The organism is Agromyces sp. P1_H4, from assembly GCF_056405255.1.
Map to the genome: position 1 here is coordinate 1 of NZ_JBFUCL010000013.1, position 22,934 is coordinate 22,934.

The following is a 22,934-nucleotide window of genomic DNA, read 5'->3' on the forward strand; positions in this document are numbered from 1 at the left end:
GCCGACGGCTGGGAGTCGGCACTCGAGTGGAACGGCGAACAGATACCGTACGGTCACCAGGCCGCCGCGTTCGAGCGGCTCAGCAGTGCGAATCTCAGCGACGCGAAGCCGCATCCGTTGCCGACGCTCGTCACGACCGGCACCGGCTCGGGCAAGACGGAGGCGTTCCTCTTTCCGATCCTCGACCACGTGCTGCGGGCAAAGCGCAGCGGGCAAGGCGGCGTGAAGGCGCTCATCCTGTACCCGATGAACGCGCTCGCGAACGATCAGGCCCGACGCCTCACCGAGCTCATCACGACGAACGAGTCCCTCCGTGGCATCCGTGGGGCTATCTATACCGGGCAGACCGGCGCCGAGCGATCGCACGTCACCCCCGACGGACTCATCACGAGCCGCAGCGCCATCCGCTCCGAAGCGCCCGACATCCTGCTCACCAACTACAAGATGCTCGACCAGCTGCTGTTGCGCACCGACGACCAGACCATCTGGCAGCAGAGCACCGACAGCCTGCAGTACCTCGTGCTCGACGAGTTCCACACCTACGACGGCGCCCAGGGCACGGATGTCGCGATGCTGCTGAGACGTCTGAAGCTCACGCTCGAGCGATTCGCCGGATCCCCGCCGCAGATCACGCCGGTCGCCACCTCCGCCACGCTCGGTGACAAGGGTGACCCGACCGCAATGATCGACTTCGCCCGCACCGTGTTCGGTGTTGACTTCGACGAGACGTCGGTGGTCACGGAGGCGCGGATGTCGTACGAGGAGTGGGCGCGCGAGTCGGCCCGGATGGTGGCTGACGCGGGGCTCGGACCGCGGCCGGTGGACAACGCGTTGGTTGCCGCGGTGAACGCGGCGATCGTAGACCCGCGCTCGGCGAGCGTGGACGAGGTCACGCGCGGGGTCGTCGCGTCGCTGTACGAGCGGGACGGTTCAGACGTCGGCCCGGACACGTTCGACGACGAACTGGCCGCGGCGGCGGCGGCCGCACACCCGTTGGTGCAGGCGCTCGCCGACGCGGCATCCGACGCGGTTCGTCTCGACGATCTTGCCGACCGGATCCTGCCGTCGGGGCTCGCCGCCGACGAGACGTACGAGGACCGCGCCGCCCGCCGCCGCGAGTTCCTCGTGACCGTGCTCGCCGCCCTTAGCCACATCCGTGCCGTGCAGGGGCGCAGCGCGCTCTCGATCGATCTGCACCTGTGGCTGCGTGCGCTGACGCGCATCGATCGCGTCGCCGACCCGGTCGCCCGATTCCGCTGGAGCGACGACGGCCAGGTGCTCGGGGGCGATGAGGGTGACCTCGATGCTGCTCCCGCGTATCCGGCGATCTTCTGCCGGCATTGCGGACGCAGCGGGTGGGGTGTCCAGCTCGCGCCCGTCGGCACCTACCTCGACCATGATGACGTCGATATCCGCCTCAATCACCTCCACCGCGAGCGCGGATTCCGTGCGCTCATCCACGCCGCGAACGAGGAACGACGCGCGGCGGAGGAACCGGTCGAGGGTCTGAAGTGGTTCCACGTCCGCGACCGGATCATCGTCGACGCGAGGCCCGACGACGATGCGGTCGTGCTGCCCGTGCTCGTCGTCACCGGTCCCGACGCCGAGGACATGTCGCGCAATGACGACTGCCCATCGTGCGGCCGGGCCGACGGCATCCGTTTCATCGGATCGGCCATCGCGACCATGCTCTCGGTCGCCGTCACCACCCTCTTCGGCGAGCAGGCGCTCGACCCGGCCGAGAAGAAGGCGCTCGTCTTCACCGACAGCGTGCAGGACGCCGCCCACCGTGCCGGATTCGTGCAGAGCCGCTCGCACGTGTTCAGCCTGCGCAACGCCATCCGTCGCGCGGTCGGCGCCCATCCCGCGAACCTCGCCAAGCTCGTCGAGCTGCTGCTGCAGGATGCCGGGGACGACCGCGCGGCCCGGTATCGGCTGCTCGCGCCCGAGATCGTCGACCACGACAACTTCCGCGAGTTCTGGGAAGTCGAGTCAGTGCGGTCGGTCGATCTCGCCGTCGAGGAGCGGGTGCGGCAGCGGCTGCTCTTCGACCTGGTGATGGAGTTCGGTCTGCAGTCGCGCGTCGGTCGCACCCTGGAACTCACCGGCAGCCTCGCCGCCGAGGTGAGCGCCGGCACCGCGGCCAAGCTCGAGTCGATCGGGCGCTCGGTGCTCAAGGGATTCTCGAAGTCGACGACGCTCGACGGGGACACGCCCGCCGTGGTGCCAGCCGAAGCCGTCGTCCGATGGGTGCGCGGCGTACTCGAACGCCTGCGCGACCGAGGCGGCATCGACCACGACTGGTTCCGCAAGTACATCGAGAACGACGGCAAGCGTTGGTACGTCTGGGGCGGACGCCCCCGCGGCGTCGGCATGCCCGCATTCCCGGAAGGGCGCGATGCGCCCGGCTTCGCGCGGATCGGCGCGCCTGCCGCGGCAGGCGGCCCCGGGCAGAAGAGCAACCTCGACCAGGCCAGCTCGAGCCAGAGCTGGTATGCGGCTTGGGCACGCGACGTGCTGGACGTCGCCCCGGCCGCCGGAGCCCATCTCACCCGGTCGCTGTTCGCCGAACTTGACGCCGAAGGCGTGATCTCATCGATCGGGATCGGCGCCGGCGCGGCGACCGTGTATCGGCTCAACCCCGCATCCGTCACCGTGCACCCGGTCGACATCGCCGACCTCGAAGCCGGGCGCCACCTGCTCGTCTGCGACGTGTGTCAGAACCCGGTGCCCGGCACGGTCACCGTCATCGACCAGCTCGCCGACGGACCGTGCACGTCGGCCCGATGCCCCGGCACGCTCGTGCGCAGCCGCGGCGCGGACAACTACTACCGGGCGCTCTACAACGAAGGCGACATGCGACGCGTGGTCGCGCGCGAGCACACGAGCCTCCTCGATGACGAGACCCGCCTCGCCTACGAAGACGGGTTCAAGTCGTCGGGCACCGAGCCCGACAGCCCGAACGTGCTCGTGGCGACGCCGACGCTCGAGATGGGCATCGACATCGGCGACCTGTCGACCGTCATGCTCGCCGGGCTGCCTCGCACCGTCGCGTCTTACCTGCAGCGCGTCGGTCGTGCCGGGCGCCTGACCGGCAACTCGCTGTCGCTGGCGTTCGTCACGGGGCGCGGCGAGCAGCTGCCGAAGCTCGGAGAGCCACTCTCGGTGATCAACGGGGCGGTACGTCCGCCCGCCACCTATCTCAACGCCGAGGAGATCCTTCGCCGTCAGTACTTCGCGTTCCTGGTCGACCGGCGGGCCGTGAAGCTTGTGGATCCGCCGCGGCAGGCGCGGGACGTGTTGCGCACGTCGGAGCCGGACTCCTTCCTCGGCGACCTCGTCGCCGACGCCGAAACACACCACGCTGAGCGCCTCTCGGAGTTCCTCGGTTCGTTCGCACCCGAGACGGTGAGCGACTGGGCGCGAGACGCCCTGCGCGGATGGGCCACGCCGGGCGAGGAGCCCGGGTCGAGCCCTCTCGCGGCCGCCGTGCGCGACGCGGTGCACCGGTGGACGGTGCAGCTCGACGTCGTGCGGTTCCGCCGCGACGCGGTCGCCGACGCACTCGACGACCTGAAGCGCGCCGCCGACCACCCCACCGCGGGAGACGACGAGCTCCGCGAGTACCGCAGCGCACGAGCGTCGTACGCGATGGCTTCGAAGCAGCTCGCCGAGCTGCGGTCGGAACACTGGGTCTCGTCGCTCGAGCGTTTCGGGCTGCTGCCGAACTACTCGCTCATCGACGACTCGGTGCGCCTCGACGTCGCACTCAGCTGGATCGACCCCGACAGCCTCGAGTACCGCGACCGCGCCATCACCTACGAACGCGGCGCCGGCATCGCCATCAGCGAACTTGCGCCCGGAGCGGTGTTCTACGCCCAAGGCATCGAGATCACGGTCGACGCCGTCGACCTCGGCAGCGGCGGCGAAGCTGTGCGCCTCTGGACCTTCTGCCCCGCGTGCGGATTCGGCTATGACAATGGCACTGTCGACAAGGCGCACGCGACGTGCCCGCGATGCGGCAGCTCCGGGATCGCCGACACGGCCCAGCAGCTCCGTCTCGTCGAGCTCGAACAAGTCTCCGCCGAAGTGCGCCGTGACGAGGCGGCGATCGGCGACCGCCGCGATGAACGTCAGCGCGAGCGGTTCGTGATGCAGGTCGCGGCCGACGTCGACCCCGCCGGGATCACCGACGCCTGGTACGTCGACGGCGAAGGGTTCGGCGTCACCTACCTCCGTGACCTCACCGTGCGCTGGCTCAACCTCGGCCGCGTCGGGAATTCCGGCGAGAACCGGGTCATCGCGGGCGACGAACGCACGTCGCCGCTGTTCCGGGTGTGCGCGCGCTGCGGCAAGCTCGACGCCGAAGCGAACACGAACAGCCGCCGCGAGCACAAGCCGTGGTGCCCGAACCGCGAAGCGCGCGACGAACAGGCGATCGCGATCGCGTTGAGTCGCACCCTCACGACGCAGGGCATCCTACTGAGGCTGCCGCCGCGCATCACGATCGGCGACACGCTCGCCGTGCCGAGTCTCTCCGCMGCGATCCTCCGAGGTCTGCGGGAAGTGATCGGCGGCGACCCCGATCACCTCCGCATCGTCGAGACCGTGCAGCCCACGCTCTCCGACGGGAGCGAGAACATCCCCGCATTGCTCGTACACGACTCGGTGCCCGGCGGCACCGGCTACCTCGCCGAACTGGCGAACGTCGACCGCATCCGGGAGCTGCTCGAGATCGCTTGGGTCACCGTCCGGGACTGCCCGTGCCGCCACGAGGGCCGGACGTCGTGTCACCGATGCCTGCTCCCGTACGCACCGGGCGGATCGATCGACCGGGTGTCACGGGCGAGCGCCGAGCACAGCCTCGCCGTGCTCCTCGGGGTGCTGGACGATGAGCCGGCCGAATGGTCCGTCACGCGAGAGGACCCAGGCGTCGTCATCGGCGAGCCCGTGATCGAGTCGCTCTTCCGCGAGGTCTTCATGGCTCGCGCGAAAAAGCTCGGAGCGGGCGTCAAAGAGATCCCCGGCGATCACGGCAATAAGGTGCAGGTGACCTTCCCCGGCAGCCGCCGGATCTGGATGCTGCAGCCGCAGCTCATGCTCGGACACACCCAGCCCGACTTCGTCCTCGAGCAGTTCGGCGGCGGCGCCAAACCGATCGCGATTTACACCGACGGGCGGGCCTTCCACGCTTCGGTCGCGCACAACCGCATCGCCGACGACGCCCAGAAGCGGGAGCTGCTGCGTGAGCAGGGATACCTTGTCTTGGCGTTCGCTTGGGACGAGCTCGTCCGCGCGCGCGACGAGAAGGTCGAACCGGGCGCCCCGTGGTTCGATCAGCAGAAGGCCACTGCGTTCGCCGGAATGTACGGCCTGCCCCTCACCTCCCTCGAGCACGTCGTCGCCAACCCGATGACCTGGCTCATGGGCTGGATGCAGGACCCCGAGAAGGCCGCCAAGCGCTGGGAAGCCGTCGCCGAGGCGCTCCCGATGCTCGTCCGGCAGCCCGCGAGCGTGCTCGTCGACGCCGGCGACCGAAGCGTCGATGAGTTGAGTGCCCTCGCGCTCACCGACGGGCTGCAGGCCGGCACTGACGTGACGACGTGGCAGCTGCGGCACGATCGGATGGTGCTGACGGCGCGGCACCTCGGGCAGGGCAAGACCGAGGCCGCTCTCGTGCTCGACGACCGCGCGACCGCTCTAGTTGGGTCTGGGTTCGCCGATGACTGGCGCACGTGGCTGCGGCTCTCGAATGTGCTCGGCGCACGCGCCGACACGTCGTCGGTGAGCATCGCCGCGCTCAGCGGCATCCGGACAGCCGAAGCTGGAACCCAGCCCGGACCCGCCGATATCACGATGACATCGGACCTTGCCGTCGAATGGCAGGGGCTGCTCGATCTCGCCACACCGGAAGAGCAGGTGCTCATCCACGCGTTCCACGCCGTCGCGGGCATCCCCGTCCCCGAGATGGGGCTCGAGCTCGGCGATGGGATCCCCGCGTCGTTTGCCTGGGTCGAGCCGAAGATCGTCGTGCTCATGCATCCGGCGGCGGGCGACCGCGCCGACCTCGAACAAGACGGGTGGACGGTCGCCGACCCAGACGTGACATCCGTCGCGGCCGCGCTCGGACTCAGCTGAACCACCCCTGCGTGAAAGGACGCCGATGCCCAACCTGATCATGACCAAGATGAAGGGTCAGAAGCACGAGAAAGTCGTGGATCAGAAGATCATGGCGTTCCTCCGGAAGCTGACGGAGGACGATTCACTGCCGGGCTTGAACATCGAACGGATGAACCACCCGGTCGACGAACGAGCTCGAACCGGACGAGTCGACATCCACTTGCGCGCGGTGCTCTACCAGCTAGACCCGATTGGTCAGGAGCGCACCTATATCTACGCCGGCACGTGGGAGCACGACGAGGCGATCGACCGAGCCCGCAGTCGCAAGCTGCAGATCAACCCCGTCAACGGCATTCCCGAGTTCATCGAGTCCACTACCCCGACGGATGCCGCTGCGCCTGCTGGAGCTGCGCCTTCTGCGGAACCCGCGCCCGCGCCCGCCGCAGCGTCCTTCCTGATCGAGCGGAGCTACTTCCGCTCCGATCTCACGGACGAGTTCGGCTTCGCACCCGAGATCGCCGAGAAGGCGTTCGCCGCAACGACCGAAGACGAGCTGCTCGAGTTCGCGACCTCGCTCGAGAATGACTGGCAGGCCTCGGTGCTCCTCGAGATGGCGGTCGGATCGGCCATCTCTCAGATCAAGGAGTCGCTTGGCATCACCGAGACGCCCGAGGTCATCGCCGAAGACCAGCGCCACGAAGACGACAAGCTGGTCGATGCGCTCAAGCACCCGGCCGCGCAGATGCAGTTCACGTTCATCGACAGCGACGAGGAGCTGCAGCGCGTCATCGAGGGTGGCGACTTCGGTGCATGGCGTGTATTCCTCCATCCCGACCAGAGAAAGTACGCCACCACGAAATACAACGGGCCGTTCCGGCTCACCGGCGGTGCGGGCACGGGCAAGACGGTCGTGCTCATCCACCGCGCGCGCAATCTGAGCGCGGACGACCCGGAGTCCCGCGTCGTCCTCACCACTTATACGCGGGCGCTGGCTGACAACCTCCGGCGAGACCTTGAACGGCTCGATCCGACCGTCGAGTTCGCTGGCGGGCTGGGCGAACCGGGCGTGCTCGTGCGTGGGGTCGACGCGCTCGTCGCAGCCGTCCGAGAGCATGCAGGCGCCGGATTCGGCGAGGCGGCCGTCGGGGTCATCGGCGGGCAGGTCGACTCGGCTGCGCGGCCAGTCGCCAACGACAGCGGGTGGGATGCCGCGGTCGACGACTCGGGCGCCGATCTCACCGGCCCGATCCGGACGAAGTCGTTCCTGGCGGGGGAGTACCTGGAGGTCATCCTTCCCAATCGCGTCACGACGAAGGACGACTACTTCACGGCCCGACGCCCGGGGCGAGGTATCGCACTCGACCGGGCGAAGCGAGCCGAGGTCTGGAAGGTCGTCGAGCAGTTCCGGCGGAACGCCCGGATCAACGGCACGGTGACCTACGCCGAGCTTGCGGCGATCGCGGCGGGCTGGCTAGTGGGTCTGGATGGCGGCGAGCCGCGCAGCTTCGCCGACCACCTGCTCATCGACGAAGCCCAGGACCTGACGGCGGGCCACTGGCAGTTCCTGCGCGCATTCACCGCCGTCGGCGGCGACGACATGTTCATCGCGGACGACATCCACCAGCGGATCTACGGCCGCCGCATCGTGCTCTCCCGTCTGGGGATCGCGATCGTCGGCCGGTCACGGCGACTCAGCCTCAACTACCGGACCACGGCGCAAAACCTCCGCTACGCCCTAGGACTGCTCGAAGGAGCTGAGTTCATCGACGCGCAGGGCGACGCGGAGAACGTCGCCGGGTATCGTTCTTCCCGCCTTGGGCCGGAGCCTCGACTGCTCGCAAGTACCTCGGCCGGAGACCAGTACAACGCGCTGGCCGAGACGATCCGTGGCTGGCTGGACGAGGGCGTGCGCCCCGAGACGATCGCCGTGCTGACCGCGTCGAATAACGGCTCCAAGGACGTGCACGACGCCCTGGCGCACCACGACATCCGCAGCACGATCCTCACCTCGGCCAAGCAGACGGGCACCGATCCGGTCGTCCTGACGATGCACACTTCCAAGGGCATGGAGTTCTCGCGGGTGATCCTCTTCGACATGTCGGACGGGTCGTTCCCGTCAGCGTGGGCATCGAAGGGGCTCGCCCCGGAGGACCGTGCCGACCAGGCGTTGCGCGAGCGGTCGCTGCTCTACGTGGCGTCGAGCCGGGCCCGCGACGAGCTCGTCGTGCTCTGGAAGGGTCGCCCGTCGTCACTGCTTGCATCCGCCTGAATCCATCCGACTCTCGTATCTAAGGAATCGCAGTGTCACTCGTACTCCGACAGCTGAAACTGACCAGCAGCACCGATGAGGTGAACTTCGAGGCGATCCTCGGGGGAGGGTCGGTGCTCTCCATCCCGTTCTTCCAGCGCCCCTACAAGTGGCAGACCGCGCGGTGTCAGCAGCTCGAGGTGGATCTGCTTCGGCTGGTCGAGGGCGAAGACGACGTTCACTTCGTCGGCGCCGTCATCATGCACCAGCTCCCCAGCGGGCCGGCTGAGCTCGCAGTCGACGAAGTCATTGACGGGCAACAACGACTGACGACGGTCTACTTGTACCTGTGTGCGGCGATCAATGCTCTCGCCGTCGCAGGCGAGGCCGAGGAGGCGGCTCAGTTGTTCCGCCGGTACATCGTCACCAACGTCCCGACCGGGCGCCGGTCGAACCTCCGTCTACAGCCGAGCGGCGAGGACCAGGGTGATCTGAACGTCGTCATTAGAGAGCTCACCACGATGCGACAGCTCGAGCCGGCTCTGATGGGCGCGCACATCAACCTCTTGCCGTCGAATGAGCGCAAGCACGGGCGCGTCGAGACGAACTACAAGCGGGCCAAGAGATTCTTCCGGATGCAGGCCGCGGAGGGCGGAATCGATCGCATCCGGGACATCTATACGGCGCTGCTCCAGCAGTTGAGTGTTGTGGTGATCGATGTGAATGATCCAACAAACGGGCCGAAGATCTTCGACAGCCTCAACTCGCGGCAGGAGCCGATGACGATCGGCGATCTCGTCCGCAATGACGTCTTCTTGCGGGTGGCGCTCGAGGATCCCGATCAGGCGATCGAGATCGACCGTGAGCGGTGGGGGCCGTTCTACTCGGCGTTCAAGACCGACACGAAGGACTATTTCGACGCGTACTTCTTCCCTTTCGGTCTCATCCACGAGCCGAATCTGCGGAAATCGGAGGTCTACCCGACGCTCAAGCGCGAGTGGGGTCGGATGAGTCCCGTCGAGGTGATCGACTCCCTCGCGGTGTACCAGCCGGACTTCCTCGACCTGATGATCGGCGGCAATCGTGCAGGCCACGCCGCATCGACGGCGCTCCGGTTCGGTCGGCTTCGGCGGGCGAACCTGCCGGCTTCTGTGCTGCCCTTCCTGATGCAGCTGTCACACGCGATGCGGAACGGGTCGGTCGGCGTCGAAGACGGCGACGGCATCCTCGACGTGGTCGATGCGTTCCTCACGCGTCGAGCGATCTGCGGGTTCGAGCCCACGGGTCTGCACGCCGTTTTCAAGCGACTTTGGCTCGACTGCGACAACTGGTACACGCCGCGTCGGGTCGCCACCGAGATCAAGAAACACAGGACAGTGACCTGGCCGACCGACGCCGAGGTGTCGGCAGCGGTGCTCGACCGCGCGGTCGCTGGAGCGGCGATCGTGCCGTACCTGTTGCAGGAGCTTGATCCGGCTTCACCCACCACCGTGGGGTATGTCGAGCGAGTGCTCCCCGAGAAGCCGAACGAGGCATGGGCGCAGTTCAGCGAGGAGGAGCATGTGCATTTCCGCGATCTTCTGGCTAATCTGGTGCCCCTCACCGAGACCCCGACGCATGCGGCGGTACACCAGCACTACGACGACAAGCGGCGGCGCTTCGCCGAGGAGCCGCAGTTCGAGTCGACGCGCGCGTTCGCCGTCCGCCATACGCGCTGGGATGGTCAAGAACTCGTCGCGCGATCCCACGAGTTGCGTGATCTCATCCTCGGGCGTTGGCCAGACACGATCAGCTGACGAACATGTCGGATCGGAGCAGCTCATCGCACCAAGATGGAGGCAAATCCTCAACGATCTCCGACTTGCTCGATGACGGCCCGAGCTCGGGGCAACGAGGGAGCTAAGTGCAGCACGATCGGGTGAGCGTGGGCATCGAACCCACGGATCTAGAGGGGGTGGCGCTTGTCCTCGGCTCGAATGAGTGGTTGTCTTTCGCGGAGTCACGGCGGATCCTCAGGGATGGTGGGCGGGCTCATCTTCATCGTGAAATCGGGCGTCGTCGTCTGTCGTGGCTGAAAGACTCAGAGTCGGCGGCTTCGGGGCTGGCGGGGGCGGGAATACGTGCTGCCCTGCTCGGAGACTCCAACTTTCCCAGCCGATTGCTGAGGCCATCGCTTCGATTTCCTGTAACCGAGATGTTGTACGCCGGTGACCTTGCAATTGCAAACCGCCGCGCTGCTGCATTCCTGGCAGAAGATCCCGTGAACAGAAGAGAGATGCAGGCATGCATCCGCCTGACGGAGTCCATCCGCTCTCCATCGAATGCGGTGATCGCCCCTGGTGCAAGTTCGATCGCAAACGTCTGCCGGAGACTCGGTGTTCCAAGAGTCCTCGTGGAGTCCGGTGTCGCGCTACGTGCCGGCACAAGCGACGATAGGGAAGAACTTCTGTTGGCGGCGCGGTCAGCCGATGATTTCGAGATATCGGATGACCAACCCGATGGGCGAGTCGTCGCGGCCCTTTCTGACGTAGTCGTCGTGATCAACGGCCACCGCGGAGGTTGGGTTCACAGAGCCGCGATCTGGGCGCGGCAACAAGGGCTCGCGGTCGCGGTGGTCCAATACTCGGGAGTGGCAGCTATTGGTGCCGCCGAGGCGCTGCTCCGGGCGGGTGCTCCTGGAATCACGACTCCGCCTGAATTCGCCTCGCTCTTTGAGCGGGTGGGAGTCCCTGGGGCATTTGAGCGTTCGGATGCCACCGAACGTGTGCTACCGCCAGTCGAACGCGACAGGTATGGCGTACTCGCTCCGTCTGGGCGCGCATGGGTTGCGCGGGGCGGGCTCCACTGGCATGTCTTGCCGGACTGCGTTCGCTTGCTCGATGAGGCGGCTGACGATCCCACGAAGATCCAGATGGGAATGCGCGGAGTGCCATGTGGAGTGTGTGTGCAGACAGGACGCTAGGCGACTGCCGTACTCTCCGATCAGAGCGACCGCGTAAGCGGCTGCACGGGCACGACTACGGTGAGGAGGTCACGACGACCAAAGGTAGTCGAATTCGGTGTACGAGAGCTCCTCGCCGAACTCCTCGAATGTGTCGGCGACGTTGACGATCAGACACCGCTCGTCCCCACCGTTGCGCGGTCCCCGGAGGCCCCGGCCGATCATCTGGTGATACCGGTTCGGGCTGAACGTCGGACGGGCGATGTAGAGCGCACGGACGTTGGGCGCATCGAAACCCTGGGTGAGCAGATCACAGTTCACGAGCACGCGGATCTCATTCGCCTTGAACTTGTCGATGATCCTTCGGCGTTCCTGCGGCCGCATGCTGCCGTCCACTGCTGCGGCCGACCGATCGTCCAAGCGAAGGAGCGCCGCGATGGTGTGGGCGGACGAGACCGAGGCAGCGAACACGATGATCTGCCAGTCCGGATCCTGACGAATGACATCGTCGACGACCGTCTGGGTTCTCTGAAGATCGTGGCCGAGCCTGTCGAGCATCGACTTGGTCACCTCGCGCATGCGACGGAACTCCGTTCGATCGCTCCCGGTCGGGCTGAGAATGGATCCGTCGAGCACGTAGTGATCGACTTCCGCGAGGATCCTTTCGCGCCTGAGCTGACCGATCGGGTCGTCAGGATCGAGTGACTCGAGTTTGTTCCGACCGAAGCGCTCGGCGAATCGGCTGTTCGTCTCTGCGTTCCTGCCGCGATACGGAGTCGCTGTCAGGCCGAGCAAGGGTCGTGGTGTCTTCGTCGGTGTGATGCCGAGCCACCGAAGGATGGTGGTGTACGTCTTCGTCAATGCGGTGTGCGCCTCGTCGATGATCACGAGGGTTGCGTCCGCAAGCCACGCATAGTCGTCTGCATAGCTTGAACCGATCCGAGCAGCCACTTTGTCGTCGACGGCAACGACGACTTGGAGTTCGAATGCCGACTCCTCAACGTCGTAGCGTCCCCAGAATCTCGAGAGGTCGAGAAGGCGCTCGTCGCCGAGGGCTCGCCAGACATCCGTCCAGGTCTGGATCGCTTGCTCGCAGAGTTCCTCGGACTGGGCGATCCACAGGATCGGACCGCGGAGCTCGCCGATGACGAGCATTCGGACCACCGCTTCGACGGTGACCCTCGTTTTGCCCGCGCCCGTGGGGAGGAAAAGGAGCGCACGCCGCTGAGACGGATCGTCTGTCAGTGCGAGATCGCGGATCCGAGACGCGAGATCCTCCTGGTAATCGTGGAGCGGGGAGAGTTCGACCCGCCCGCTCACCTGCTGACTGGCAGGCCGGGATCGGCTTCGTTGGCCCGCGAATTCCGAAGGGAAGCCGAGCGAGCGCACGAAGGCTTGAGCCTGCTTCGAGCCTTCCCACTCACGCGGTACGTTGAGCCCGCGCGCCTTGAGTTCGTCTTTGAGCCACCACACCGCATCGAGGCCACGGACTCGAAGGAAGAGGTCGGCGATCGCTCGGTCGTCGAGTCGTCCTTGCTTCGCTTCGACGGCGTCCAAGAGACCGTTCGGCAGATTCGAACGTATGGCRTCCACACCGATGAGGAGATGCAACCGGTCGACGTCGGTGGCTGCCGCGCGAGTCTGCTCGACGAGTTCGTTGCGATGAAGCATCTCGTCGGTGGAGAGAACCCACTCGATGTCGTCGCGCGTCATTCGGAGACCCAGACGAAGCGACACCTGCTCTAGGACGCCGTACTCATCGAGCGAGTCATCGATAACGATGATGTCGTCCAACCGGACGCTCGGCATCCGCTGTTCGACCACACCCGATGGGGTTGTGACGCGTCGCAGGATCTCCGGACTGGATCGAACTCGGAAGGCCGATTTCCCCAGCTGAGCCCGTTGCTGAAGGCTCGGGAAACGGTCGATCAACAGTTCCGGGTCGCTTTCGTCGCGCACGACGACTGCCCGGGCAAGGGCGACATCGCTCGTTTGGAGACCCCATACGCGAACCAATGCGTTCGCCCTCTCGACGCTCCCGTCCAGATATGGCATTCCATGCTCATCGAGCACGGACTGGTCGTCTCGCGACACGGCCAGCACGACGTCGGCGGGATGCGCCAAGACCACGTCGCCGCGCGTCGCGGCCGGGATCTCAGCAACGTCTTTGAATCGGGAACGGGCCGCGGCTGTGAGGACGACCTCTGTCAAGCGAGAAACGTCGGAGACGGGATATCCCTGCCGGCCAAGGAAGGACGCGATGACGCGATCGGGGACTTTCGCCAACTCGGAGGGAGCATACAATCTGGCGTCGTCGAGCTCGGTCGTGACCGGGAGGAATGCAGCATACTCGGCGAGATCGGTGCCGACGGCATCCGCGATCCGGGTGGGTCCCTGCGAAGTGATCACGAGGCCGTGTCGTTGAGTCATCCACCAATCGGGGCTACGAACCGGGACCTCGGCACTTCGAGCCCCATCGCCGACGGGGACGGCCAGCACCAGTTCACGATGGTCGAGCTTCTCGAGCACTGTACGGGTCCACGCGACGAGTTCGGTGTGCTCGGCCTGCAGCTCGAGGAAGATTGAAAGCGGGCCGATTCCAGTCAGCTCGGGCCGAGGAACGTCACGCACTTCGACGTGGTGTCCTTCGAGCTTCCGCAACACATCGCGCGTGATTTCCGCCCAGTAGAGGTCGATAACGGGCTCCTCGTGAACGGGGAAGTCGATGCGGGGACCCGTCAGGCAGCCGGCCGCGATGAGAAGGTCGATGCGATCCTGGAGGTCGTCAGCGGCATGCCGGTGCGCTACGGAGCGAGCGAACGTGTTGTCCGTGAACACCTCGCGTGCCTCTGACATCGTTCCAGCGCGTGTGGCGAGTTGTAGTGCGACGTCGCGGGCACGGACCGACGCGATGACGTCTGCGGCCAACTGCGGCGTTGCATCGCGAAGTGCCGACCAGAGACGCATCCACTCGTCGCTGGTCCAGGATGCCCGCGCCGCCGCTCCGATGGCCGTGGCGATCTCGTCCGCCGAGACGTCGCGGAACCCGATCCGATGCAGCAGTTCCCTGATGGCCTGCTGTTCTGCAGCCCAACGTGCCACGTACCTGATGTTGTCGACCTGCTCAGCATGGAGTACCGGGATGAGCGCACCCAAAGGAGCGGCAGCGGGACTCACCCAGTCGCCATCCTCGGTCGGCACGATCGGCGCGTCGTCGATCAGATTGTGGTCGAACCCGCGGTCCGAGAGGGTGAGGTAGACATCGAGTGCCTGGGGGAGGGCGTCGTCGCCTTGAGTCGTCGCAAGCTCGACCAGCCATTCCGCCACGGAGACCTCGCCTGTGGACGGGATTCGGTCATCATTGCGTAGTAGCGCCCGGAATCGCGTGAAGCGATCTCGACCCGTCGAGAAACAGGTCGGGTGAGGAAAGGTCTCTCGGGTGACCACGTCGAGCCACTTCCCGATCACGTCAACAGGGACGACCGGAACGTTGAGCATCGGCACCCCGTCGAACCAAGCAGGCTTCCGGAGCCGACCATTCCGATCGGGGACGATGGCCCGTGTGCGTCCGAGTGCAGGGATGCGCATGGACAGCTCGGCGTCAGCTGCGCTGCGAACCTCGCGGCCTCGGGCTGGGAACAAGTCGAGGTGGGCAGCGGGGTCATCCGGCGTGGCGGCGCGGGGCGCCACTTCGAGGAAAAGCTCCGAGCAGATGCCAAGGAGATCCTTGTTCAGGTCGCTGTCGGCCACAAGGGTTGTGCGGTCATCGCTGATGTGCCAAGGGGCATTGAAGATACCGCGGGCCGTCGTCTTGTCCTGAAGGGGGAACCATGCCCACAGCTCACCGATTTCGTTGCCACCGTCGGGCTGCACTGCATAGGACACCGTCATCCGGTTGCGACTGATTGTCGCTGGAAGTTCCTGCTGAAGGGCCGGAGAGGGGGAGTACTCGCGTTCTCCGAAAAGCCACCGGGACTCGACGCCGCCGGCATCGGTGAGGACGACCTCCCCGGGCTCTTCCGCGCTGCGACGGTGGGATGCGGCGTGCAGTACGCCGCCCTGCCCTTGAAGGACGATGTCGAGACGATCAATGGACTTCATGAAGAGAAGGGATCGGGTGCGGAAGTCGGCCAGTTCGGCGCGGATTCTGGCACCTTCGCGAGCGAGCGGCAATTTGACGATGGTCGTCGCCCACGTCGCGAGGTCGGCGAGATGAGCGTCATCCCCCATCTCCGCCGCGGTACTCAGGAGGCTCGGAACCCTGAGAAGCGGGAGACGGCCGCTCTTCGATCTCAGTTCCCCGAACAGTGGAAGGACCTCGGGAGCATTGAATGCGAACGCGACGGACTTGCTGAAAATCTGCGGATGATCGGTGATCGCGAGTACCGACTTGAAGCCGAGGCCGAATCGTCCGATCGACTCCTCGTCGCGCTTCTCGCTGATGAAGGCGTAGCAGAGTGCTGTGATGCCTTTCTCGCTGAACGGGCTGCCTTCATTCGCACAATAGAGGCTTCCGTCGGCGATCCTGAGCTCGACCCTTCCGCGTATACGCGAGTCGGTGAGGGCGTCGGCCGCGTTCTGAAGAAGTTCGGCGACTTGGCGCCGACCATATCCGCCCTCGCGATAGTTGTCCTCCGCACCGACGTGCTCATCGAGGAGTCGCGGATTCAGCCGATAGGTGTCGATTGCCATCGTCTGCTGCGCGAGGACGAACGCCTCCAGTGCAGCGTCGGTGTTCGCCCAACTCATTGTGAGCCTCGCCGTCGACCAAGAAACTGGCGGAGAATCGCGAGTGAGGGGACGCGAGCGGGTTCGGTACCGAGGGCGGGCTGAGGATCGGGCATGCGAATCGGAGTGAGAGCGGGCACAGGATCGGTCGGCACCGGATCGCTGGAGCAGTTCTCAGCGCAGGGGCTTGTTGCAGGCGCCGTCGGCGGGATTGGACCCAGCACGGACCGTGCGACGAGTTGCCAAGCGATCGCAAACGGTGTCCGGTCGAGCGTTTCGGCTATCGCCTCGATCGCTGCTCCCTGCTCGTAGAGCTCGACGATTTCGAGAAGGTCCCCCATCGCGTACGGCATTCCGTGGTTGGGTGGTGGATGACCTGGCATGTCCGACGGCACACGTCCGATCAGCGACCGGCAGAGGTCTTCGACCACAGACCGCTCGCTCAGACCGGTGAGTGACGCGATGTGGAACGTGGACATGCCAGCACGATAGGCCTCCAGGACCGATGGCCCCCGTAGTTCCACCTTCGATGCCTGCGTTAGTTGGTTGCTTGCCGAGGGTGCGAGGGCCCCCGTCGTCATTGATCGCGCCGGGGTTGAGGTCCTCGCAGCAATCGCTGAGGTCTGCTCCTTCGTCGCGGCCGCGGACTTCTTTGCCGTTGTGTTCGCCGTAGTCGACTTCCTCGCGGTCGTCCTCGCCGGTTGCGGGCGGCCTTCGGCCCAGGCGATAGGCAAACCTCGGTGGGTCAGGTCTCGGACGGCTGTCGGTGAATCCGGCGACGCCGTTTTCCGATTGATGCCGGAATTCGTCCGAGCGGGAGCCCTGACGGAGGTCGGTGCGGACACCTGAGCATGGGTGTGGGATCGACCGAGCGGTAGTTCCGACTCGAGGTAGTCGCGGAGCGACTGCGAGCGCGACGGGTGACGGAGTTTCTTCATCGTCTCCGTTTCGATCTGGCGGATGCGCTCGCGGGTCACGCCGAAGGTGTCGCCGATCTGGTCGAGGGTCTTCGGCATGCCGTCGCCGAGGCCGAAGCGCATGCGGATCACGCCCGCCTCRCGCTCGCTCAGCGAGTCGAGCAGCGACTCGAGCTGCTTCTGCAGCATCACGAAGCCCACCGCATCCGCCGGATCGAGCGCGTTCGGATCTTCGATCAGGTCTGCCAGATAGACCGGATGCGGTTCGTCATCAATGAATTCCAAGCCCACGACTCGATCCAGTGAGAGTATCGGCCGGCCGTRCTTCTGCACCTCGATGACCTTCTCGGGGGTCATGTCGAGCTCGCGGCTGAGCTCCTCGGGGGTGGGCTCGCGACCGAGGTCCTGCAGCATCTGGCGCTGGACGCGGGCGAGCTTGTTGATGACCTCGACCATGTGCACCGGGATGCGGATGGTGCGCGCCTGGTCCGCCATGGCGCGGGTGATCGCCTGGCGGATCCACCACGTCGCGTACGTCGAGAACTTGAAGCCCTTCGTGTAGTCGAACTTCTCGACCGCACGGATGAGGCCCAGGTTGCCCTCCTGGATCAGGTCTAGGAACTGCATGCCACGGCCCGTGTAGCGCTTCGCCAGCGAGACGACGAGACGCAGGTTGGCGCCGAGCAGGTGGCTCTTCGCACGCTGGCCGTCCTTGGCGACCCACTGCAGCTCGCGACCGAGCTGCGAGCGCTTCTCGGAATCGGTCATGTGCGAGAGCTTCTCCTCGGCGAAGAGACCGGCCTCGATGCGCATGGCCAGCTCGACCTCTTCGGCCGCGTTCAGGAGCGCGACCTTGCCGATCTGCTTCAGGTAGTCCTTGACCGGGTCGGCCGTCGCACCGGTGATGGCGCTCGAGTAGACCGGGACCTCGTCCTCGTCGTCGACCGCACGGAGCACCAGCGCACCCGTCGGGTGCGGCTCGACGGCGACGGGCTTCGTCTCCTCGTCGTCGGTGTCGGTGTCGGCATCCGTCTCGGTGGCCTCGACGACCGCCGCCGTGTCGACCTCGACCTCGGCGTCGACCTCGACCTCTTCGAGCTCGCCGGGCTCGACCTCGTCCTCATCGTCGCCCGTCGCGCCGGCCTTGGCCTTGGTGCGCGGCTTGGCGGCGGTCTTCGCCGTGCTGGTGCGCGGCGTCTTCGTCGCTGGGGTGGCCGCCTTCGTGCCGGCCTTCGCCGCGGGGGCCTTGGTGGCCGTCGCGGCGGTCTTCGCGGCGGTCGACTTCGCAGCCGTCGTGCGCGCAGCGGGCTTGTCCGCCTCGCTCTTCGCCGACGTCGCAGCCTTCGTCGTTGCCATTGGTTGAACCTCTCCTACCGTTGCCCGGCGCGTGCCCTCTCGGGCGCTCGGCTCGTGCTGTCGGCCCGGTCGTTTTCGGACACTATGAGGACCCATGTCAAGTCTGCTTCGTCGGCGCACGTGAACTGCGCCAGCAGACCAGAACGGGTCCTGACTCCATTATACAGACTCGGGGTCGGCCGGACGTCGCTCCGCCCGCTCCTCGCCCACATTGTGCAACGTGCAGGAGGCATCGGGAATTCCCGGTTGGCCGGGCGCTTCGACCGCTCATGAATGCCGGACGACGACCCCGGCAGGCCCTCCGCGATCGGTCGATGTCACCCGCCGAGGGGCGTGTCGTCGTCCCGGGTGCGGCGGTACGCGAGGAACTTCTCCAGCTCGGCCGCCAGCTCGTCGGCCGAGGGCAGCTCGCCGTCCTCGTCGGTGAGCGGCGAACGGAGCGAGGTCCCCTCCATGTAGGAGTCGTGGCGCTGCTCCAGCGTGCCGACGAGCTTGGCGAGCTCGCCGTTCTCGGCCACCTGCTCGTCGATGCGGGCGATGAAGTCGCGCCCCTGCTCGCGCAGCGCATCAGTCGGGAAGATCCGACCGGTCGAGGCGCTGATCGCCTCGAGTGCCGCGACGGCGGCCGTCGGGTACTCCGCGTCGCTCAGGTAGTGCGGCACCAGGAGCACGAAACCGGTGGTCGGATGCCCCTGCTCCTGTAGCCGGTACTCGACGAGGTGCAGCGCATTCGAGGGAACCTCGGTGGTCGGCCGCCAGATCGACATGGCCTCGATGAGGTCGGCGCGGTTGCCGCTGACCGTCATGCCGATGGGCCGGGTGTGCGGCACGGGCATGGGAATGGAGTTGATCCAGGTCGTCGAGGAGACCTGCAGGTCGTCGATGAGACCGAGCAGCGCCGCACCGAAGCGCTCCCACTGGAAGTCGGGCTCGTAGCCCGTGAGCATCAGGAACTCCTGCCCGATCTCGTCGCGCGCGAGGTCGAGGCTGAGACGTGGCGGCCGGTAGTCGGCGAGGTGGTCGCCTTGGAACAGGATGATCGGCCGGCGCGCACGGTAGTCGAGCAGCTCGTCGGCCTCGAAGGTCGCCACGACGGTGGTGTCGAGCGTCGACAGCAGGTAGTCGCTAGTCTGCGCGACCGCGGAGCCGGCGTCGGCGAATCCGGTGAGGCCCGCCACGAGTGGCAGCCCGGGTGGGACCTGGACGTCCGGATTCAGCTCGTAGAGTGACCGGGGATCGCGCATGCTTCCAGCCTACTGACGCCGTTCCGGGCCCCCTCCCGTTCGCGGACCGGTGGAATGATGCCGAGAGCGAACACGTACGATCGCCTGCATGACCGTTCCCTCGCTCTCCGTCTCCGCCTCCCCCGCCGTCGGTTCCGACGCCGACGTCGTGATCCTCGCAGCGACGAGCGGCAGCGACGGCGCCGAGCTCATGGCGGTCCCGGGCTACGAGTGGGTGCCCGCGGCGCTCGCCGCCGTCGGCGCGAAGGGCACCGCCGAGGAGTTCACACGGCTTCCGGGCAACGGCGACGGCCCCCGCATGGTGGTCGTGGCGGGCACGGGCGGTGCAGCGGATGCCGCGGCGTACCGCCTCGCGATCGGCAGCGCCGTACGGCAGCTCTCCGGTGTCACGTCCATCGCCATCGCGATCCCGACGGAGGACCCCGTACTCGCCGCAGCAGCCCTCGAGGGCGCGGCACTCGGCGCCTACGCCTATTCCGAGTACAAGTCGGCCGTGAAGGCGCCGGTCGAGCGCATCGTCCTGCACTCCGAGCTCGACGAAGCGGTCGTCGGCCTGGATCGCGTCCGCGCCGTCGCGGCCGGTGTCGCCCGCACGAAGGACCTCGTCAACGCATCGCCGGCCGACCTGTTCCCGGCGCGGCTCGCCGAGCTGGCGGTGGAAGCCGCGAGCGGTGCCGGCGTCGCCGCGAAGGTCTGGGACGAGGAGGCGCTCGCCGAGGGCGGCTTCGGCGGCATCCTCGGCGTGGGGCTCGGCTCGAGCCGTGGGCCGCGGCTCGTACGGCTCGACTACGCGCCCGACGGGGCATCCGTGCACCTCGCCCTGGTCGGCAAGGGCATCACCTTCGACTCCGGTGGCCTGTCGCTGAAGCCGATGGCCTCGATGGTCGGCATGAAGACCGACATGGCCGGAGCGGCCGCCGTCCTGTCGGCCGTCGTCGCCCTCGCCGAGCTGCAGGTGCCCATCCGCGTCACGGGGTGGCTCTGCCTCGCGGAGAACCTGCCGTCCGGAACAGCGGTGCGCCCCAACGACGTCCTCCGCATGCACGGTGGCACCACGGTCGAGGTGCTGAACACCGACGCGGAGGGCCGGCTGGTCCTCGCCGACGGGCTCGTCGCCGCGAGCGCGGAGCAGCCCGACGCCATCATCGACGTCGCGACGCTGACCGGAGCGCAGGTCGTCGCGCTGGGCCATCGCATCACCGGGCTGATGGGTGACGACGGCCTCGTGGCCGACGTGCGGGCCGCAGCCGACGCCGTGGGCGAGGCGACCTGGCCGATGCCGCTCCCGGCCGACCTGCTCCCGTTGCTCAAGTCGGATGTCGCCGACCTCGCGAACACGAAGCTCGGGGTCACGGTGCCCGGCATGCTGCTGGCCGGTGTCTTCCTGCGCGAGTTCGTGGGCACGCGCGACGGATCCGAGGACCGGATTCCGTGGGCGCACCTCGACATCGCCGGCCCCTCGAACAACTCCGGAGGTGCGTGGGGATACACCGGATCGGGGGCCACCGGGGTGGCCGTCCGCACCCTCGTCCGGCTGGGCGAGGACCTCGCCGCCGGGTAGTAAGGTCATATGGGCGAGAACGTCGCCCGAGCACCCTGCCCCCGATCATCAACGGCGGCAGTCCGTGTCGCAGATCAATTGCGCAAGGGAGATTGCGGTTGTCCGAGCAGAACTTTGACATTGTCATCCTCGGTGGCGGCAGCGGAGGGTACGCGGCGGCGCTGCGTGCCGTCGAGCTGGGCTTCACCGTCGGCTTGATCGAGAAGGACAAGCTGGGTGGCACATGCCTGCACCGCGGGTGCATCCCGACCAAGGCGCTGCTGCACGCGGCCGAGGTCGCGGACAGCTCGCGGGAGTCGGCGAGGTTCGGCGTCCGCTCCACCTTCGAGGGCATCGACGTGCCCGCGGTCACCCAGTACCGCGAGAGCATCGTCGCCAGCAAGTTCAAGGGCCTGCAGGGGCTCGTCAAGGCGCGCGGCATCACGGTGATCGAGGGCGAGGGTCGCCTGGTCGCCCCCAACGCGGTGCAGGTCGGCGACGACCGCATCGTCGGCAAGAACATCGTCCTCGCGACCGGCTCGTACTCGCGCTCGCTCCCCGGCCTCGAGATCGGCGGCCGCGTCATCACGAGCGAGCAGGCACTCGAGCTCGACTTCGTGCCCCGCAAGGTGGCCGTGCTCGGTGGCGGCGTCATCGGCGTGGAGTTCGCCAGCGTCTGGAAGTCCTTCGGCGCCGACGTCACGATCATCGAGGCGCTCCCCCACCTCGTGCCCAACGAGGAGGAGTCCGTCTCGAAGCAGCTCGAGCGCGCCTTCCGCAAGCGCGGCATCGAGTACAAGCTTGGCGTCCGCTTCCAGGGCGTGACGCAGCACGACGACGGCGTCGTCGTGACGCTCGAGAACGGCGACACCGTCGAGGCCGAGCTGCTGCTCGTCGCGGTCGGGCGCGGGCCGGTCACCCAGGGCCTCGGCTACGACGAGGTCGGCGTCACGATGGATCGCGGATTCGTCATCACGGACGAGCGCCTGGCGACCAACCTCCCCGGCGTCTACGCGGTCGGCGACATCGTTCCCGGGCTCCAGCTCGCGCACCGCGGATTCCAGCAGGGCATCTTCGTGGCCGAGGAGATCGCGGGCCTGAACCCGATCGTCGTCGAGGACGTGAACATCCCCAAGGTCACGTACTGCGAGCCCGAGGTGGCGTCCATCGGCTACACCGAGGCGCGCGCCGCCGAGAAGTTCGGGGCCGACCAGGTCTCGGCCTACGAATACAACCTCGCGGGCAACGGCAAGAGCCACATCCTCGAGACCAGCGGCTCCATCAAGGTGGTCCGCGTGAACGACGGCCCCGTGGTCGGCGTGCACATGATCGGCGCGCGCGTCGGCGAACTGATCGGCGAGGCGCAGCTCGCGGTGAACTGGGAGGCGTACCCCGAGGACATCGCCCCGTTCATCCACGCGCACCCGACGCAGAACGAGGCACTCGGCGAGGCGTTCCTGAAGCTCGCCGGCAAGCCGCTGCACGCGCTCTGAGCCCGACCCCGGAAACACGACTGCAATAAGCTAGATAGCGTCACACGCTGTGAAGGAGACAAGCGCATGAGCGAATCCGTCAGCCTCCCGGCACTCGGTGAGAGTGTCACGGAGGGCACGGTCACCCGCTGGCTGAAGAACGTCGGCGACCGTGTGGAGGTCGACGAGCCGCTGCTCGAAGTGTCGACCGACAAGGTCGACACCGAGATCCCGTCGCCGGTCGCCGGCGTGATCGAGGCGATCCTCGTCCAGGAGGACGAGACGGTCGAGGTCGGCACGGCCCTCGTGACCATCGGCGACGGTTCCGCAGCTGCGGCCCCCGCCGAAGCCGCGCCGGCACCTGAGGC

9 protein-coding genes are annotated in these 22,934 nt (G+C 66.9%); 6 read left to right on the forward strand and 3 right to left on the reverse strand.

Going from position 1 to position 22,934, the window contains the following annotated elements:
* Positions 1-117 precede the first annotated feature (117 nt).
* The 3 genes from AC1DY2_RS01990 to AC1DY2_RS02000 are packed head-to-tail and all read left to right on the forward strand — an operon-like array spanning position 118 to position 10,164.
* Positions 118-6,138, forward strand: coding sequence for a DEAD/DEAH box helicase (locus AC1DY2_RS01990; protein WP_476760880.1), 6,021 nt, complete (start codon positions 118-120; stop codon positions 6,136-6,138).
* A gap of 25 nt (positions 6,139-6,163) precedes the next feature.
* Positions 6,164-8,389 (forward strand): 3'-5' exonuclease, encoded by a 2,226-nt coding sequence (locus tag AC1DY2_RS01995; protein WP_476760881.1) that lies wholly within the window; start codon positions 6,164-6,166, stop codon positions 8,387-8,389.
* A gap of 32 nt (positions 8,390-8,421) precedes the next feature.
* Entirely contained in the window at positions 8,422-10,164 is a 1,743-nt protein-coding gene (locus AC1DY2_RS02000) for a DUF262 domain-containing protein (protein WP_476760882.1), read from the forward strand.
* A 1,235-nt stretch (positions 10,165-11,399) separates the two neighbouring features.
* Here the strand turns inward: AC1DY2_RS02000 and AC1DY2_RS02005 are convergent.
* From AC1DY2_RS02005 to AC1DY2_RS02015, 3 genes are all read right to left on the reverse strand, one after another.
* Complete coding sequence (locus AC1DY2_RS02005; RefSeq protein ID WP_476760883.1) at positions 11,400-16,058, reverse strand: DEAD/DEAH box helicase; 4,659 nt, start codon at positions 16,056-16,058, stop codon at positions 11,400-11,402.
* The gene (locus AC1DY2_RS02010) at positions 16,055-18,406 is read right to left on the reverse strand and encodes an RNA polymerase sigma factor (RefSeq protein WP_476760888.1); all 2,352 of its coding nucleotides are present in this window, start codon (positions 18,404-18,406) and stop codon (positions 16,055-16,057) included. The genes AC1DY2_RS02005 and AC1DY2_RS02010 overlap by 4 nt, the downstream gene beginning before the upstream one ends.
* Before the next feature lie 221 nt (positions 18,407-18,627).
* Positions 18,628-19,554 (reverse strand): proteasome assembly chaperone family protein, encoded by a 927-nt coding sequence (locus tag AC1DY2_RS02015; RefSeq protein ID WP_476760884.1) that lies wholly within the window; start codon positions 19,552-19,554, stop codon positions 18,628-18,630.
* A gap of 88 nt (positions 19,555-19,642) precedes the next feature.
* Here AC1DY2_RS02015 and AC1DY2_RS02020 point away from each other — a divergent pair, with 88 nt between their 5' ends.
* From AC1DY2_RS02020 to AC1DY2_RS02030, 3 genes are all read left to right on the forward strand, one after another.
* The gene (locus AC1DY2_RS02020; protein ID WP_476760885.1) at positions 19,643-21,115 is read left to right on the forward strand and encodes a leucyl aminopeptidase; all 1,473 of its coding nucleotides are present in this window, start codon (positions 19,643-19,645) and stop codon (positions 21,113-21,115) included.
* A gap of 98 nt (positions 21,116-21,213) precedes the next feature.
* Positions 21,214-22,587 carry a dihydrolipoyl dehydrogenase gene (gene lpdA, locus AC1DY2_RS02025; protein ID WP_476760886.1) on the forward strand — a complete coding sequence of 458 codons (1,374 nt, stop codon included), beginning with the start codon at positions 21,214-21,216 and terminating at the stop codon, positions 22,585-22,587.
* A 66-nt stretch (positions 22,588-22,653) separates the two neighbouring features.
* Positions 22,654-22,934 (forward strand): biotin/lipoyl-containing protein (locus AC1DY2_RS02030; RefSeq protein WP_476760887.1); only part of this gene is annotated, 281 nt, incomplete at its 3' end.